General features: G+C 60.3%; 15 protein-coding genes. 8 read left to right on the plus strand and 7 right to left on the minus strand.

Annotation, left to right across the window (positions count from 1 at the left end):
• The first annotated feature begins 124 nt into the window (after positions 1 to 124).
• From JFT85_RS17330 to JFT85_RS17345, 4 genes are all read left to right on the plus strand, one after another.
• The gene (locus JFT85_RS17330) at positions 125 to 1,219 is read left to right on the plus strand and encodes a polyamine ABC transporter substrate-binding protein (RefSeq protein ID WP_053258549.1); all 1,095 of its coding nucleotides are present in this window, start codon (positions 125 to 127) and stop codon (positions 1,217 to 1,219) included.
• 74 nt (positions 1,220 to 1,293) lie between these two features.
• Positions 1,294 to 2,436 carry an ABC transporter ATP-binding protein gene (locus JFT85_RS17335; protein WP_003176776.1) on the plus strand — a complete coding sequence of 381 codons (1,143 nt, stop codon included), beginning with the start codon at positions 1,294 to 1,296 and terminating at the stop codon, positions 2,434 to 2,436.
• Positions 2,433 to 3,353, plus strand: a complete 921-nt coding sequence (locus JFT85_RS17340; RefSeq protein ID WP_053258548.1) for an ABC transporter permease subunit — start codon at positions 2,433 to 2,435, stop codon at positions 3,351 to 3,353. The genes JFT85_RS17335 and JFT85_RS17340 overlap by 4 nt, the downstream gene beginning before the upstream one ends.
• On the plus strand, positions 3,350 to 4,234 hold the full coding sequence (locus JFT85_RS17345; RefSeq protein ID WP_003176774.1) for an ABC transporter permease subunit: 885 nt from the start codon (positions 3,350 to 3,352) through the stop codon (positions 4,232 to 4,234). The genes JFT85_RS17340 and JFT85_RS17345 overlap by 4 nt, the downstream gene beginning before the upstream one ends.
• 131 nt (positions 4,235 to 4,365) lie before the next feature.
• Here JFT85_RS17345 and JFT85_RS17350 read toward each other — a convergent pair whose 3' ends face one another.
• Complete coding sequence (locus JFT85_RS17350; RefSeq protein WP_053258547.1) at positions 4,366 to 5,007, minus strand: HD domain-containing protein; 642 nt, start codon at positions 5,005 to 5,007, stop codon at positions 4,366 to 4,368.
• Positions 5,008 to 5,294: 287 nt separating this feature from the next.
• Between JFT85_RS17350 and JFT85_RS17355 the strand changes: the two genes are divergently transcribed.
• Positions 5,295 to 6,260 (plus strand): GlxA family transcriptional regulator, encoded by a 966-nt coding sequence (locus JFT85_RS17355; RefSeq protein WP_073636715.1) that lies wholly within the window; start codon positions 5,295 to 5,297, stop codon positions 6,258 to 6,260.
• On the opposite strand, the gene JFT85_RS17360 is transcribed toward JFT85_RS17355, so the two are convergent.
• Positions 6,238 to 6,591, minus strand: a complete 354-nt coding sequence (locus tag JFT85_RS17360; protein WP_053258545.1) for a carboxymuconolactone decarboxylase family protein — start codon at positions 6,589 to 6,591, stop codon at positions 6,238 to 6,240. The two genes, JFT85_RS17355 and JFT85_RS17360, sit on opposite strands and share 23 nt — an antisense overlap.
• A gap of 99 nt (positions 6,592 to 6,690) precedes the next feature.
• Between JFT85_RS17360 and JFT85_RS17365 the strand changes: the two genes are divergently transcribed.
• On the plus strand, positions 6,691 to 7,593 hold the full coding sequence (locus JFT85_RS17365; RefSeq protein ID WP_053258544.1) for an AraC family transcriptional regulator: 903 nt from the start codon (positions 6,691 to 6,693) through the stop codon (positions 7,591 to 7,593).
• 43 nt (positions 7,594 to 7,636) lie between these two features.
• Here the strand turns inward: JFT85_RS17365 and JFT85_RS17370 are convergent, their stop codons facing one another.
• The gene (locus JFT85_RS17370) at positions 7,637 to 9,994 is read right to left on the minus strand and encodes a penicillin acylase family protein (protein WP_187601211.1); all 2,358 of its coding nucleotides are present in this window, start codon (positions 9,992 to 9,994) and stop codon (positions 7,637 to 7,639) included.
• Positions 9,995 to 10,164: 170 nt separating this feature from the next.
• On the opposite strand from JFT85_RS17370, the gene JFT85_RS17375 reads away from it, so the two are divergent.
• On the plus strand, positions 10,165 to 11,271 hold the full coding sequence (locus JFT85_RS17375; RefSeq protein ID WP_069551123.1) for a GNAT family N-acetyltransferase: 1,107 nt from the start codon (positions 10,165 to 10,167) through the stop codon (positions 11,269 to 11,271).
• Entirely contained in the window at positions 11,268 to 12,146 is an 879-nt protein-coding gene (locus tag JFT85_RS17380; protein ID WP_053258541.1) for a hypothetical protein, read from the plus strand. The genes JFT85_RS17375 and JFT85_RS17380 overlap by 4 nt, the downstream gene beginning before the upstream one ends.
• Here the strand turns inward: JFT85_RS17380 and JFT85_RS17385 are convergent.
• From JFT85_RS17385 to JFT85_RS17400, 4 genes are all read right to left on the minus strand, one after another.
• Positions 12,124 to 13,341: a DegT/DnrJ/EryC1/StrS family aminotransferase gene (locus JFT85_RS17385; protein WP_201230207.1), complete on the minus strand. Its 1,218-nt coding sequence runs from the start codon at positions 13,339 to 13,341 to the stop codon at positions 12,124 to 12,126. The genes JFT85_RS17380 and JFT85_RS17385 overlap by 23 nt on opposite strands.
• Positions 13,338 to 13,751, minus strand: coding sequence for a DMT family transporter (locus tag JFT85_RS17390; RefSeq protein ID WP_053258539.1), 414 nt, complete (start codon positions 13,749 to 13,751; stop codon positions 13,338 to 13,340). Before JFT85_RS17390 ends, JFT85_RS17385 begins: the two co-directional genes overlap by 4 nt.
• Positions 13,751 to 14,107: an EamA family transporter gene (locus JFT85_RS17395; RefSeq protein WP_053258538.1), complete on the minus strand. Its 357-nt coding sequence runs from the start codon at positions 14,105 to 14,107 to the stop codon at positions 13,751 to 13,753. Before JFT85_RS17395 ends, JFT85_RS17390 begins: the two co-directional genes overlap by 1 nt.
• 90 nt (positions 14,108 to 14,197) lie before the next feature.
• Positions 14,198 to 14,776: a DUF6436 domain-containing protein gene (locus JFT85_RS17400; RefSeq protein WP_053258537.1), complete on the minus strand. Its 579-nt coding sequence runs from the start codon at positions 14,774 to 14,776 to the stop codon at positions 14,198 to 14,200.
• Between the last annotated feature and the right edge of the window lie 90 nt (positions 14,777 to 14,866).

Genomic DNA, 14,866 nt, shown 5'->3' on the forward strand with positions numbered 1-14,866 from the left:
AACCGCCGCTCCCACACATTAAATGATAGAAAGCTTTGCCGGATCGGTTTATCGAGGGTAAGTTGCGCGCCGGTTTTGTTGCCGAGCAACAACTTTGGGCCCAACTATTTAAGAGGACCTCCACTTGCCAATTTCTTTATTTCGCAAAGCCTTGCTGGTGGGTGCAGGTATCACGCTGGCTGTCAGCGTGCAGGCCGCGCCGACTGTGCATGTTTATAACTGGTCGGACTACATCGGCGCCGACACCCTGGCCAACTTCGAAAAGGCCAGCGGCATCAAGCCGGTGTATGACGTGTTTGACTCCAATGAAACCCTGGAAGGCAAGTTGCTCGCCGGGCGTACCGGTTACGACGTGGTCGTGCCGTCCAACCACTTCCTTGGCAAGCAAATCAAAGCCGGGGCGTTTCAGAAGCTCGACAAGTCGTTGCTGACTAACTATTCCAATCTGGACCCGGCGCTGCTCAAGCGTCTGGAAAAGAACGACCCGGGTAACCAATACGCCGTGCCGTATCTGTGGGGCACCAACGGCATTGGTTACAACGTCGACAAAGTCAAAGAAGTGCTGGGCGTCGACCATATCGACTCCTGGGCCGTGCTGTTCGAGCCGGAAAACATGAAGAAGCTCGCCACGTGCGGGGTCTCGTTCATGGACTCGGCGGATGAAATGCTGCCGGCGGTGCTCAACTACATGGGCCTGAACCCGAACAGTACCAACCCCGAAGACTACAAGAAGGCCGAAGAGAAGCTGCTCAAAGTGCGGCCCTACGTGACCTATTTCCATTCTTCCAAATACATCTCGGACCTGGCCAACGGCAACATCTGCGTGGCGGCCGGTTTCTCCGGTGATGTGTTCCAGGCCAAGGCTCGCGCAAGCGAGGCCGGCAAAGGCGTGAACATCGCCTACGCGATTCCGAAAGAAGGCGGCAACCTCTGGTTTGACGTGCTGGCGATCCCCAAGGATGCGAAGAACGTCAAAGAGGCTCACGCCTTCATCAACTATTTACTGCAACCTGAGGTGATCGCTCAGGTCAGTGATTACGTCGGTTACGCCAACCCTAACCCAGGGGCGGACAAACTGATGAAGCAATCGATACGCACTGACGCAGCGGTTTACCCACCGCAGGCGGTTCTCGACCGGACTTTCGTCAACTTCGAGCTACCCCCGAAAGTGCAACGTTTAATGACCCGTAGCTGGACCAAGGTCAAGACGGGCAAGTAAGGCTTAAGGCTCAAACTATTCTGGGTTCGCCTGCCTCGGGCGAACTGCACTCTTTTTTGTTGGGAGTTTCGTAAATGGCAGTTGCCTCCGGCGCCTATAAGAAAGCCCTCGAGGGCGACCAGACACCGAAAAAGGTGCTGGTCAAAATCGACCGGGTCACGAAGAAGTTCGACGAGACGATTGCCGTGGACGATGTGTCCCTGGAAATCAAGAAAGGCGAGATCTTCGCCTTGCTCGGCGGATCGGGATCGGGCAAATCCACCTTGCTGCGCATGCTCGCAGGCTTCGAGCGCCCAACGGAAGGTCGCATCTACCTCGATGGTGTGGACATCACCGATATGCCGCCCTACGAGCGGCCGATCAACATGATGTTCCAGTCCTACGCCTTGTTCCCGCACATGACCGTGGCGCAGAACATCGCGTTCGGCCTGCAACAGGACAAGATCCCCAAGGCTGAAGTCGATGCGCGCGTGGCCGAGATGCTCAAGCTGGTGCAGATGAGCCAGTACGCCAAGCGCAAGCCGCACCAACTGTCTGGCGGTCAACGTCAGCGTGTGGCACTTGCGCGCTCCCTGGCCAAACGCCCGAAACTGCTGCTGCTCGACGAGCCGATGGGCGCCCTCGACAAGAAGCTGCGTTCGCAGATGCAACTGGAACTGGTGGAGATCATCGAGCGCGTGGGCGTGACCTGCGTGATGGTGACCCACGACCAGGAAGAGGCCATGACCATGGCCGAACGCATCGCGATCATGCACCTGGGCTGGATCGCCCAGATCGGCAGCCCGATCGACATCTACGAAACGCCTACCAGCCGTCTGGTGTGTGAGTTCATCGGCAACGTGAACATTTTCGACACCCAGGTGGTGGACGACGCCGAAGGCCACGCGGTACTCAAGTGCCCGGACCTGGACCGCGACATCTACGTGGGCTACGGCATTGCCACGGCAGTGGAAGACAAGTCGGTGACCTACGCCATCCGCCCGGAAAAGCTGTTGGTCACCACCGAAATGCCGACCTGCGAGCACAACTGGTCCAGCGGCAAAGTGCATGACATCGCCTACCTGGGCGGCCACTCGGTGTTCTACGTGGAACTGCCGAGCGGCAAGCTGGTGCAGTCCTTCGTCGCCAACGCCGAACGCCGTGGCCAGCGCCCAACCTGGGGTGACCAGGTCTACGTGTGGTGGGAAGACGACAGCGGCGTGGTACTTCGCTCATGAATATGAAGAAGTTCAAACGCCAGCTGCAACGAATAACGCCCGGTGGCCGGCATGTGGTCATCGGGATTCCTTTCCTCTGGCTGTTCCTGTTTTTCGCGCTGCCGTTCTTCATCGTCTTGAAGATCAGCTTTGCCGAAGCCGACGTGGCGATCCCGCCTTACACCGAGATCTACACCTTCGTTGAGCAAAAGCTGCAGTTGGTGCTCAACCTCGGCAACTACGCGATGCTCGGCGACGACGAGTTGTACATCGCCGCGTACCTGGGCTCGCTGAAGATGGCGTTTTTCAGCACGCTTCTGTGCCTGTTGATCGGCTATCCGATGGCCTACGCGATTGCCAGCGCGCGCAAAGAAATGCAGACCGTACTGGTGCTGCTGATCATGATGCCGACCTGGACCGCGATCCTGATCCGCGTGTATGCGTGGATGGGTATCCTCAGCAATAACGGCTTGCTCAATAGCTTCCTGATGTCCATCGGCTTGATCAACGAGCCGCTGCAGATCCTCAACACCAACATCGCGGTGTACATCGGCGTGGTCTATTCGTACCTGCCGTTCATGATCCTGCCGCTGTACGCCAACCTGGTCAAACACGACCAGAGCCTGCTGGAAGCTGCGTCCGACCTGGGTTCGAGCACCTTCAACAGTTTCTGGAAAATCACTGTGCCGCTGTCCAAGAACGGCATCATCGCCGGCTGCATGCTGGTGTTCATTCCGGTGGTGGGCGAGTTCGTGATCCCGGAACTGCTCGGCGGTCCGGAAACCCTGATGATCGGTAAAGTGTTGTGGCAAGAATTCTTCAACAACCGTGACTGGCCGGTGGCGTCTGCCCTGGCGGTGGTGATGCTGGCGATCCTGATCGTGCCGATCATCCTGTTCAACCGCAGCCAAGCCAAAGAGATGGAGGGCAAGATATGAAGCGCGTCAGTTTCTCAAGCTTCATGCTGGTGGCGGGGTTGTTGTTCATTTACCTGCCGATGCTGATCCTGGTGATCTACTCGTTCAACGAATCCAAACTGGTGACGGTGTGGGGCGGTTGGTCGATCAAGTGGTACGTGGGCCTGTTGGACAACACCCAGTTGATGGGCTCGGTGGCGCGCTCCCTGGAAATTGCCTGCTACACCGCCGTTGCGGCGGTGGCACTGGGTACGCTGGCGGCGTTTGTGCTGACCCGTATCAGCCAGTTCAAGGGCCGCACGCTGTTCGGCGGCCTGGTGACGGCACCGTTGGTGATGCCCGAAGTGATCACCGGTCTGTCGCTGTTGCTGCTGTTCGTGGCCATGGCGCAGATGATCGGTTGGCCCCAGGAGCGTGGCATTGTCACCATCTGGATCGCCCACACCACGTTCTGTGCGGCGTATGTGGCGGTAGTGGTGTCGGCGCGCTTGCGTGAGCTGGACCTGTCGATTGAAGAAGCGGCAATGGATCTGGGCGCGCGGCCATGGAAGGTGTTCTTCCTGATCACCATCCCGATGATCGCGCCATCGTTGGCGGCAGGCGGCATGATGTCGTTCGCGCTGTCTCTGGACGACCTGGTACTGGCCAGCTTCGTGTCGGGGCCGGGTTCGACTACGTTGCCGATGGAAGTGTTCTCGGCGGTACGTCTTGGGGTTAAACCCGAGATCAACGCCGTGGCCAGCCTGATTCTGTTGGCGGTGTCACTGGTGACCTTCCTGGTGTGGTTCTTCAGCCGCCGTGCCGAAGAGCACCGCAAGAAAGCCATCCAGCAAGCGATTGAAGAAGCCGCAGCGGATGGCTGGCAGCAGCCGGACAAGCGCCGGGCGCCTGCGCCGGTCTAACCCCGGAACGGGTTCAACATGTGGGAGGGGGCTTGCTCCCGATTGCGCAACGCCAGTCACTGCAGCTATTGACTGACCGACTGCAATCGGGAACAAGCCCCCTCCCACATTTGATTGGGTTTTCACGTCAGCTATGCAGCCCAAGGCGACTTGCGAATCACCTCGACAAAGTTCATCGGCTTGAACCCCGGCTCCTGATCCACCAACACATCGGTCTTCACGTTGCCAAACGTGGTCTGCGGGCGATGGCGCAAGCCGTCAGCAAACGCGCAGATGATGCATTCCTTGAACCCTTCGCCGCGTGGATGCGCATGCACCACGGCCTCGCGCTGCACGCTGGAAAAGGCGGCGTAGTCCATGCCCAGCACATCCATCTCGACACCAGCGGTCACCAGCGCCACGGTCGGGCGCAAGTGCTGCGGTACACCCGGCGTGGTGTGCAGGGCGATCGACAGCCAGACTTGTTCGATATCGTCATCGCTCAGCCCGTAAGGTTTGAGGAATGCGGCCGCCGCGTTGGCGCCGTCCACTTCGAAACGCTCGTTGTTACTGCGATGGCCTTCGACCAGGCCCAGGTCGTGGAACATCGCGCCGACGTAAAGCAGCTCCGGGTTGTAGGCCAACTGCTTGCGCTCACCGCTCAACGCACCGAACAGAAACACCCGGCGCGAGTGGTGGTAAAGCAAGTCGGACTCGACGTCGCGGATGTATTCGGTGGTGGCTTTGGCCAAGGCGCTGTCCGGGATCTGGATGCCGGCGATGGAGTTGCTCATGGTCGTGCTCCTCAATAAAGCGCCGGGGGTGGCGCCGATGAGTGAAGTCTGGTCGCGTACCCGCGAAGGGGCTATCGCGGCGAGGGCGCGATGTCGGCCAATGTGGCGCCACATCGTGCCAGCCGGATTAGTCTCTTGAAATCTGCGCAGATCAAATGTGGGAGCGGGCTTGCTCGCGAAAGCGGTATGTCAGTTAATGCATGTACTGACTGAACAACCGCATTCGCGAGCAAGCCCGCTCCCACAGAGTTTTGCCTTTATTCAGTTAGAAAAGGGTGTCTCTATTTATGGGCAAAACCGTCGCCATCCTGATCTTCCCCGGCGTCCAGTCACTGGACGTGACCGGCCCCATGGATGTGTTCTGCGAGGCCAACCGTTTTCTGCCGCCCGAAGAGCATTATCAGCTTGAAGTGATCGGCCTGGGCCACGGCACCCTGCCAGCCTCCAACGGCCTGTCATTGCAGGCCCACAAACATTACTGCGACGCCTTGCAAGCCTATGATCTGTTGCTGGTCGCTGGCGGCCCTCAGCTGCCTTTCGAAGATTTCGGCGCCCAGTTTGATGATTGGCTACGCGGCGCCGCCGCCCGCGCACAGCGTTTCGGCTCGATCTGCAATGGCGCCTTTATGCTGGCGCGCGCCGGGTTGCTGGATGGCAAAACCGTCACCACCCATTGGAACGACGCTGCCGACCTGGCGCGCCTGTGCCCCTCGGCCCAGGTCGATGCCGACCGTCTCTACGTGCAGGACGGTAATCTCTACACCTCGGCGGGCGTCACGGCAGGCATCGACCTGTCGCTGTACCTGCTGGCCCAGGATCACGGCCCGGAAGTCGCGCTGAGCGTGGCCAAGCGCCTGGTGGTGTTCACTCAGCGCTCGGGCGGGCAGTCGCAGTTCAGCCCGTTCCTCACGCCTCACGCCGAAAGCACCTCGGCGGTGGCATTGGTGCAGCTGTACGTGCTGGCGAACTTGACCGGGGATTTGACCATTGCCGATCTGGCCAGGGCGGCCAACATGAGTGCGCGTAATTTCTCTCGAGTGTTTGCTCGTGAGGCGCGCATAACGCCTGCCGAGTTCGTCGAGCGAGCGCGAGTGGACGCGGCGCGGGTGATGCTCGAAAGCAGCGCCGCACCGCTCAAGACTGTGGCCTATCAATGCGGTTTCCGTGACGCCCAGCACATGCGCAGTGTGTTCAACCGCCGGCTGGGCGTGACGCCGCAACAGTTCCGGCTTAACTTTGCTGCACCGGTGTGAGCGTGTCGTAGGCTTCCAGCGCGCGCAGTGAGTAGATATACGCGGCGCCTGCATTCAGCGAGATGGCGGTGGCCAAGGTGGCGGCAACTTCTTCTCGGGTCGCGCCGGCATTGATCGCCGCATCCGCGTGTGCGGCGATACAGCCGTCGCAGCGCGTGGTGATCGCCACGGCGATGGATATCAGCTCGCGGGTCTTGGCGTCGAGTACATGGTTTTCCTCGGCAGCCTCGTCCAGCGCCATATAGGCTTTGACCATCTTCGGGTTGCTCTTGCCCAGCGCACCAAAGGTTTTATTCACGTTAGCAAGCAAGTCGGACCAGTTATTGAACATTGCGGTAACTCCTGAACGGGTTGGGTGTGAAGCCAGTCTGTGCCGTTCGGGGTTGGTATGATTGTTCGATCCACTCATCTTTTTGACCGATGTTCGCAAATGAATTCGATCGATACCCTTATTGCGCTGGCCAACCTGCGCGGCAGTCTGGATTTACGTTGCCAGTTCCAGGGTGACTGGGCGCTGGAACACACCCCGGAGAATCTCGGCGTGGCGCCGTACCACATCGTCATTAGCGGAACTTGCCGCGCCGAATTGTCGGGCGGCCAGCACGTGACGCTGGAGGAGGGCGACATCCTGTTGATGCCCGGTGGCGCAACCCATTTGCTGCGCAGCCAGGGTGAGCGGATTCGGCCGGTGCAGCCCACCGTGATCGAAGGCGGTGTACTGCCGGTGTATCGCCTGGGTGGCGAACGGCCGGAAGTGGACATGCTCTGCGGCAACTTTCACTACAACCGCCAATCGTTGTTGCTTGGTGCATTGCCGGAATTTTTGGTGGTGTCCAGCCGCCAGTGGCAGGGTGATGGGCAGTTGGCCGCGTTGATTGCTTTACTGCGCAGCGAGGCGGACGGCCAGCAATTGGGCGCCCGCTCGTTTATCGACGCGCTGTCGCAGGCCTTGTTCACTTTGATCCTGCGTGCCTGGCTGGCTCGCCAGACACCCGTGGCAGGCACCTTCGCTTTGCTCGCCGACAAGCGCCTGAGCAAAGCCTGGCAGGCGATGCTGGCCGAGCCTGGTCAAGAGTGGACGATCGACAGCCTGGCGGCGGCAGCCACCATGTCGCGGGCCACCTTCATGCGTGCGTTTGTAAAAGTGGCGGGCGTGTCGCCGTGGGTGCTGCTGACCCAGCTGCGCATGGAACTGGCCTTCAACCTGCTGCGCCAATCGCGCCTGAGCCTGCTGGATATCGCTGCGCAGGTGGGTTACCAGTCCCAGGCGGCGTTCAGCAAGAAATTCAAGGAAACCTACGGCGAGGCGCCGGGGCGGATGCGGGCTCGTTAGTCGCTACAACACAAAGCAAATGTGGGAGCGCATTCTTCCAGCACTATTTTCTCGCAGGCAACAGCTTCAGCGTGCCACGGGTATTCGCCGTCACTTCTTCATCACTGAAATGCGCCTGCTCGTACCCACCCTCGATATAGGTTTCCGCCTGGTCGCCATAGTGCGAGTCAAACGGCACCCCGCTTTGCCCCACAGGGTTGATGGTCAACGCATGGGCCGGGTCGGCGAAGTCGATCAGGCGCCGGGTCGACGGGCCATAGGTCACGGGCCATGGCGCAGGGCCGATCATGGCCGATTGGTTATTCGGCACTTCGTGGGTACCGGGCGCCGGGAATGGGCCGACGTTGAAAATCTTGTCCAATGGCTTCTGCATGCCCAGCGGATGGCCGTGAGTCAGGGTATGGGCCTTGCCCCACTGCCATTGCGACGGGTCATCGCCAAAGGTGGCCTTGAGGTGAGCCAGGCTGTTGTCCCAGGCGAGCTTGACGGTGTCGGCGCGCTTGCCGTTCCACCAGGGTGAGTCTGGTGAAGCGGCCAGGCGTGGCAGCGCGGCGTCGATCACCCGAGTACCGAGCAGGGTTTTAAACATGGCGTCGCCGAGCTTCGGGTGGAAGGCCGCATCGGTGAGGTTAAACAGGAACTGGTTGAAGAGTGTCGCGCTGGTGGAGTCCAGCGGGTAATCGCCTTTCCAGGCGGCCAACTGTTCTATCAGTTTCAACTGCGCCGGGTCCTTGACCACCTCACGCAGCACCGGCAACAGCGGTGCCAGCAAGCGTGGGCCGTAGGCGGTAGTCGTGCCCAGTTGCAAGGCTTGGCTGTTGTTCACGTCCCACTTCACGCTTTTGTCGCTCAACTGCGTGTTCAATTGTTGGCCACGGTCGGCCAGGTTGTAGTAACCGGGGATTTCCATGCCGGTGGGTGACGCCGGCTGGGCATTGGCCGACACCACATAACCCCGCGCCGGGTTTTCTTCCTGAGGGTTGGCGCTGAAAGGGTAGAAACCCAGCTTGTCAGCCTGGGCGGTGCTGCCATCGAGAATGAACGCCGGGTTGGCCCCGGCCGGGCGGATCGGCAGTTGCGCCGCCGCCCACCAGCCGATATCACCCTTGGCATTTGCCCACACAATATTCAGGCCCGGTGCCGAAACCTTGGCCGCTGCGGCGCGCACCTTGGCCAGGGTATCGGCGCGGTTGAGCTGGTAGAAACCTTCGAGGATAGGGTTTTCGGTGTCGAGGAACGCCCACCACATGGCAATCGGCGTGCTGCCGGCATTCTCGCCGAGCACGTCATTGATGATCGGACCGTGGGGCGACTGGCGCAGGGTAAAGGTCACCGGTGCCTGGCCCTTCACCGCGATCTGTTGCTCGCTGCTGGTCATGTTGACCCATTGGCCGTGGTACCAGACCTGGTTGGGGTTGTCGGGGTTGACCTTTTCGGCGATCAGGTCGAGGTCATCGTTCTGGAACATGGTCAGGCTCCAGCCGAAATCCAGGTTGTGCCCCAGGAACGCCACCGGCACCAGCGCGTTGTGATAGCCGTAGAGCTCAAAACCCGGTGCAGAGAGCTGTGCTTCGTACCACACCGACGGCACCGAGAAACGGATATGCGGGTCGCCCGCCAGCAAGGGCTTGCCGCTCTTGGTGCGACTGCCGCTGATGGCCCAGGCATTGCTGCCTTCGAACTGCGGCAAGCCATTCTCGGCCAACGCCCTGTCGCTCAACGAGGCCAGCGCGCCGAGCGTCTGCCAATCACGGGCGGCCAGGTTAAGCGCGCCCTTGGGCTGCCAATCGAGGTCGAAGACTTTCAGGTAGTCGCCGCCCAATTGGTCGCGTACGTAAGTCAGCAACGGCTCGGTACGAAACGCGGCGGCAAAGCTGTAGGCCATGTACCCGGCGACGCTGATGGTGTCCTCAGCGGTGAACCGCCGCTTGGGAATGCCCAGCACGTCAAACTCGATCGGGCTGGGGTGGCTGTCCTGAAATTGATTGATCCCGTCCAGGTAGGCTTGCAGGGCTTTCCAGGCCGGTGAATCGTGGTCCATGTGTTCCACGTAGCTCAAGGCGCGTTCGCGAATGCGCAGGCTGCGAAACAGCCTGTCGGTCTGGAGCATCTTCGGGCCCAGTATCTCGGCCAGTTCGCCACGGGCCAGGCGCCGCATGATTTCCATCTGGAACAGCCGGTCCTGGGCATGCACATAGCCGAGGGCGCGGTACAGATCGGTCTCGTTCTCGGCGCGCAGGTGCGGCACGCCACGGTCGTCATAGCGCACGGTGACCGCGCCTTGCAGGTTGGCGAGTGTTTCGGTGCCCTGGCGGGTGGGTTGCTTACTGTAGACATACCAGCCGGCGCCGGCCATGAGGGCGGCAATCAGGATAGCGAGCACGGTCAGGCTGCGTTTCATGGACGGTCCTTGAGTCATTCACCTTGAAGGTCAACGGAGTCTAATAGGTTTGGCGAGGGCTGAGGGAAATGCTGATATCGCGCACGATGCACCGCAGTGACAGCCGAGGTTCAAGTGGTGAGTGCCCTGACTACGCTACTATTGCGCCGGTCATCTTTGAGCTTTTTTCCATGACTTGCGCCCCGCAACCCCTTCCAGACTCCAGCCGCTCCGAGGCTGCCTACGCGTGCTGCCTGGAAGCGCCGTCGCTGATCAGCCGCTTCTTGCAGCACCCGCCAGTGGGCTTCGATGCGCGCCTGTCCGAGCAGGGCCTGCCGTATTTTTTCACGCCCTTCGACCTGTTGACCACCGCCGACGATGCGTTCGAAAAGCGTGTTCGCAGCTGGCCCGGGTATCGTTTCTGGAACGCCTGGCTGCGTGTCGACAGTTGTTTTGTGGGGACCACGGTCAGTGAATATTCACCACTGCCCCAAGGCGTGTCGCCTCATGACCTAGCGCAGTGGTTGCAGGAGGCGTGCGCGCCGCAGCGCAAGCTCACCATCGTCAAAGACGTACCGTGCAACTCGCCGCTGCTCAGCGAGGCGGATAACCGCTACGCGCAAACCCTGATTGATGAGTGCACCCGGCGCGGTTTCATCAGCGTTGAGGGGCAGGCGCTGGCGTACGTGCCGATCAACTTTGCCACGATCGATGAGTACCTGGCGCGCTTGTCTCACAGCCGTCGCCGCAATATCCGACGCAAACTGCGCAGCCGTGAAGCGCTGCGGGTGGACGTTCTGGACACCGGTGATGCGCGCTTCAATGATGATGCCTGGCTCACGCAGTTGTACGGGTTGTACAAGGCGGTGTATGACCAGAGCGAGATCCATTTTGACCTGCTCACCCCTGAGTTTTTCAGCAGCCTTCTGCGGGACGCCGACAGTAACGGGCGCGTGTTCTGCTATTGGCACTGCGACGAACTGATCGGCTACAACCTGTGCTACGTGGAGGGCGACAAGCTGCTCGACAAGTACATCGGCCTTAGCTACCCGCTGGCGTTGGAATTCAACCTGTATTTCGTCAGTTGGTTTGTGAACCTTGAATATGCGCTGGCCAATGGGCTGAAATTTTATGTGGCGGGTTGGACCGACCCGCAGGTCAAGGCCAGCCTGGGCGCCGACTTTACCTTTACCCGCCATCTGGTCTGGGTACGTAACCCGCTGTTGCGCAAGCTGGGCAACCGGTTCCGTCATCACTTTGAAAGTGATACCCAGTGGCACCAGGAGCACACCGCATGAGCCAGGCCCGACCGCCGCTGATTCTCGATTTCGACCGTGCCGTCAGTGACATTCCTGGCGCAATTACGCTGGCGTTGCAGGCCTGGCAGGAAAAAATCCGTTTCGGCTGCCGCTGGGCACAATTCAAACAGCTGGAAACCGCCCTGCACGCACAAATGCCCAGCGATTACGGCTGTGTATTTACCGGCAGCGGTGACTATCACCACCTCAGCCAGCTGTTGTTGAATCGCCTGCCGACGCAGCAGAAATTCCAGCTGATCATCTGCGACAACCACCCGGATAACATGCGCTACCCGTTCGGTATCCACTGCGGCTCCTGGGTTTACTGGGCCAGCCGCTTGCCGCAGGTCGAGCATGTGCATGTGCTGGGCATCGGTTCGCAGGATATCGGCCTGGGCCACGCCTGGGAGAATCACTGGTCGCCGCTGCTCAAGCGCAAGTTGACCTACTGGAACATCAACGTCGACACGCGCTGGATGAACTGGATCGGTGCCGGGCGCAGCAATCGCGCCTTCAGCAATGCGGATGAATTGATGCGCGCGTTCCTGGCACAGTTTGACCGTTCACTGCCGGTGTACCTGTCCATTGATAAAGATGTGCTGAGCCCGGAAGTGGTGAACACCAACTGGGACCAGGGCGAATTCCTCGAGCAGCATTTGAACGACCTGATCAGTGCCTGCCAGGGCCGAATCATCGGCGCGGACATCACTGGCGATGTGTCGGCCTACCACTATGAAAGCAAGTTCAAACGCTGGTTGAGTGCGTCCGATGGCCAGGAAGAACTGCCTGAGGCCCAGGTGCAGATCTGGCAGCAGCAACAGAACGAGCTGAACAGCCGGCTGGTGGCCCGTATCAATCAGGGTTGGCGACAATAGCTTTTAGCTGGGCGAATACGCTTTCGAAATGTTCATCCGTCAGCCAATGGCTGTTACTGATCGACAGTGTGCGAGTCGCGAACGCCTGGGCTTGGCTGATAGCGCCGCCAGGCTGCAGCAGCGGGGCCACGTGGGGGTAGTCCGGCAATGTGTGGATAAACAGACGGGTCACGCCCAGCCCCGAGGTCCACAGCTGCGCCATCGCTGCATCGCGGGCTTGTGCAGACGGCATCATCACCATCAGAAAGGGCCAGGTGCCTTGCTGGCCTGGCCGGTCCATAACGACCGAGACACCGGGCAAGGCATTCAAGCGAGCTGCACGGCGCAAGGCTCGGACGCGACCTTGCTGCAGGTAATCGGGCAGGCGAGCCAGCGCGGCGGCGCCGACCTTCTGGCGATAGCCGCCGAGGCGGTGCAACGGGATGTCGTTGACTGAAAAGTCATCGCCCACGGCACTCACTTCATCGCCCTGTTCCAACGCTTTGCGCAACGGCTTGCCATACACGTAGTGCAAGCCGCGAGGTTGGTAAAGCAGCGCGTAACCCCACAACTCGGCGCTGCGTTGCAGCTCCCAGCGCAGGCTGAACGGCAGGTCCTGTGCGCATTGGCGGTGCAGCGCCTGATGCAGCACCGGATCGCGGCTGAACAGTACGCCACCTTCGGCCGTCGTCAGGCCTTTGCCCAGCGCCATGCTGAAAAATCCCACATCACCTTTGAGCCCGACGCTGCGGCCGTCGTCGAGTGCGCCCATGGCTTGGGCGGCGTCTTCGATGACCACCGCGCCGACAGAATCGGCAATACGCTTGGCGGTATCGACGTCCGCGACACGCCCGGCCAGATGAGTGACCACCACGGCCAGCGTACTGTCGTCGCACAGCTGCTTCAGGTGCTGTTCATCCAGGTCAATGCTGCCCGGCTGAAAATCGCAGGGCACCACGCGCAACGGCGGGCAGTAATGTGCGGCCAACGCCACCAGCGGGCAGGTGTAGGCCGGCACGATCAGCCGGGTGCGGCCGGGCATGCGTTGCTGCAAGACTCGCAGGGCGATGATCAGCGCAGCGGTGCCGGAGCAGGGCAGCGCCGGCAGTGGAATCGAGAACTGGCGAGCCAGAGACTGGGCCAAATCGCCCGAAAGGTTCAGCAAATCCCGCCAGCTTAACGGCAGGCCAGCGGTGGGCGGGATTTCCCTGGTCATGACGCCAGTGGCTGTGAAGGTTCGGCCTCGACAGTTTTGCTGTCTTTGTCTTCACTGCGTGCGAGACAGAGAATGCCTGCGATGATCAAGGCGCCGCCGATGATTTTGGGCCAGGTCAGGGTGTCATCGAACAACCAGACAGAGATCAGCGTCACGCTGATCAGCTCCAAATGGGACGCCGCAAACGCGGGCCCCACCGGTGCGTATTTGAGCAACGTCATCCAGGTGAAGAACGCGCCGATGTAGCCCACGAAGGCACCGTAGATCCATGGTGCGCCAAACACGCGCACCAACCAGGCGGCATCCATCGTCAGGGGTTCGGCATGCACCGAGGCGAATTTGAAACTGACCTGCGCCAACGTGTCGAAAATGATCAGCGCCAGAAAGCCCAGGATATAGAACCGTTTCATTATTCAAACCCCACAACGGTCACGCCACAGGCGATCAGCATGATGCCGATCAACCGCCACTTGCTCAGGCTTTCCTTGAACAGGAAACGCCCGGCAATCATGATCACCACAATATTGATCGAGCCCAGCATCACGCCCACCGACAATGGCACCAGCGTCAGGAATGCCAGCCACAACACAAATTCGAAGACGTAGCAGATCACCCCAAGCCAGATCCAGGGGCGCTTGAGCATGTGCTTCCAGTGAGCCATGCCGTCATGCTCGGCGCTGGCAGAGGCGGCGGCTTTAAACGCCAACTGGCCGGAGGTATCCACGATAACGTTGAGCATCCAGAGGATGATGGTTAACTGGCTCATGTGTTCCTATGCTTACAATCTCACCGAAAACGTACGATACAGCAGCCGATTCATCGCGGGATTGGAGTTTGCCGGTTGAACAGCCTGTGTTCAGTTTGACGCCTTGCTCCACTCGCAATAGCAGCCCACCGCCAGGGTATGGGTGGCGTCGACTTCGCGCCCGGCCTCAAGTGCTTTCAAAATCGGCTCAATAAAGCTGTTGCCGGAATTACACGTCAGGCCCTCGCTGTACGGCCCGAAATACGCGAGCTTGCCTGTGCGATCCCAAATCCCGACAGCCGGGGTGGCGGGGACCTGATCGGCGCCGGCCAGGCTATTGAGGGTTTTCATCTTGCGCAGGTTGTCAGGCAGTTGGCCGTGGCTGCCGGCTTTTTGCAGGGCATAGAATTCGACGCCTTGGGGCGCGTACTGCTCGATGAGCTCGCCCAGGTGTTGCTGGTTGCCGACGTTGCACGGGCAGGCGGGGTCCCAGAAGTGCACCAGGCGAATCGGACCTGGGCCTGCGAGTTCGGCGGGCAGGCGCAAGGCGTCGCCGGAGAACACGGCCGTGTGTTCGCTGAATGCGCGCAGGTAGCGGCCCTGGAACCAGTCATACGCCGCCCACAGCACGCCGGTGCAGATGATCAGGAGCAGGCTGGCGAACAGGGCGGAACGGTAGGGCTGTCGCATTCAGAACTATCCTCGGAGGTCGCGTAGCTTGCCATGCTTGCCCTGACAGATGAATATCGCAGCTCGATATTCATCTTCACCGTCAGTCTG

Source organism: Pseudomonas sp. TH04 (genome assembly GCF_016651355.1).
Classification (GTDB): domain Bacteria; phylum Pseudomonadota; class Gammaproteobacteria; order Pseudomonadales; family Pseudomonadaceae; genus Aquipseudomonas; species Aquipseudomonas fluorescens.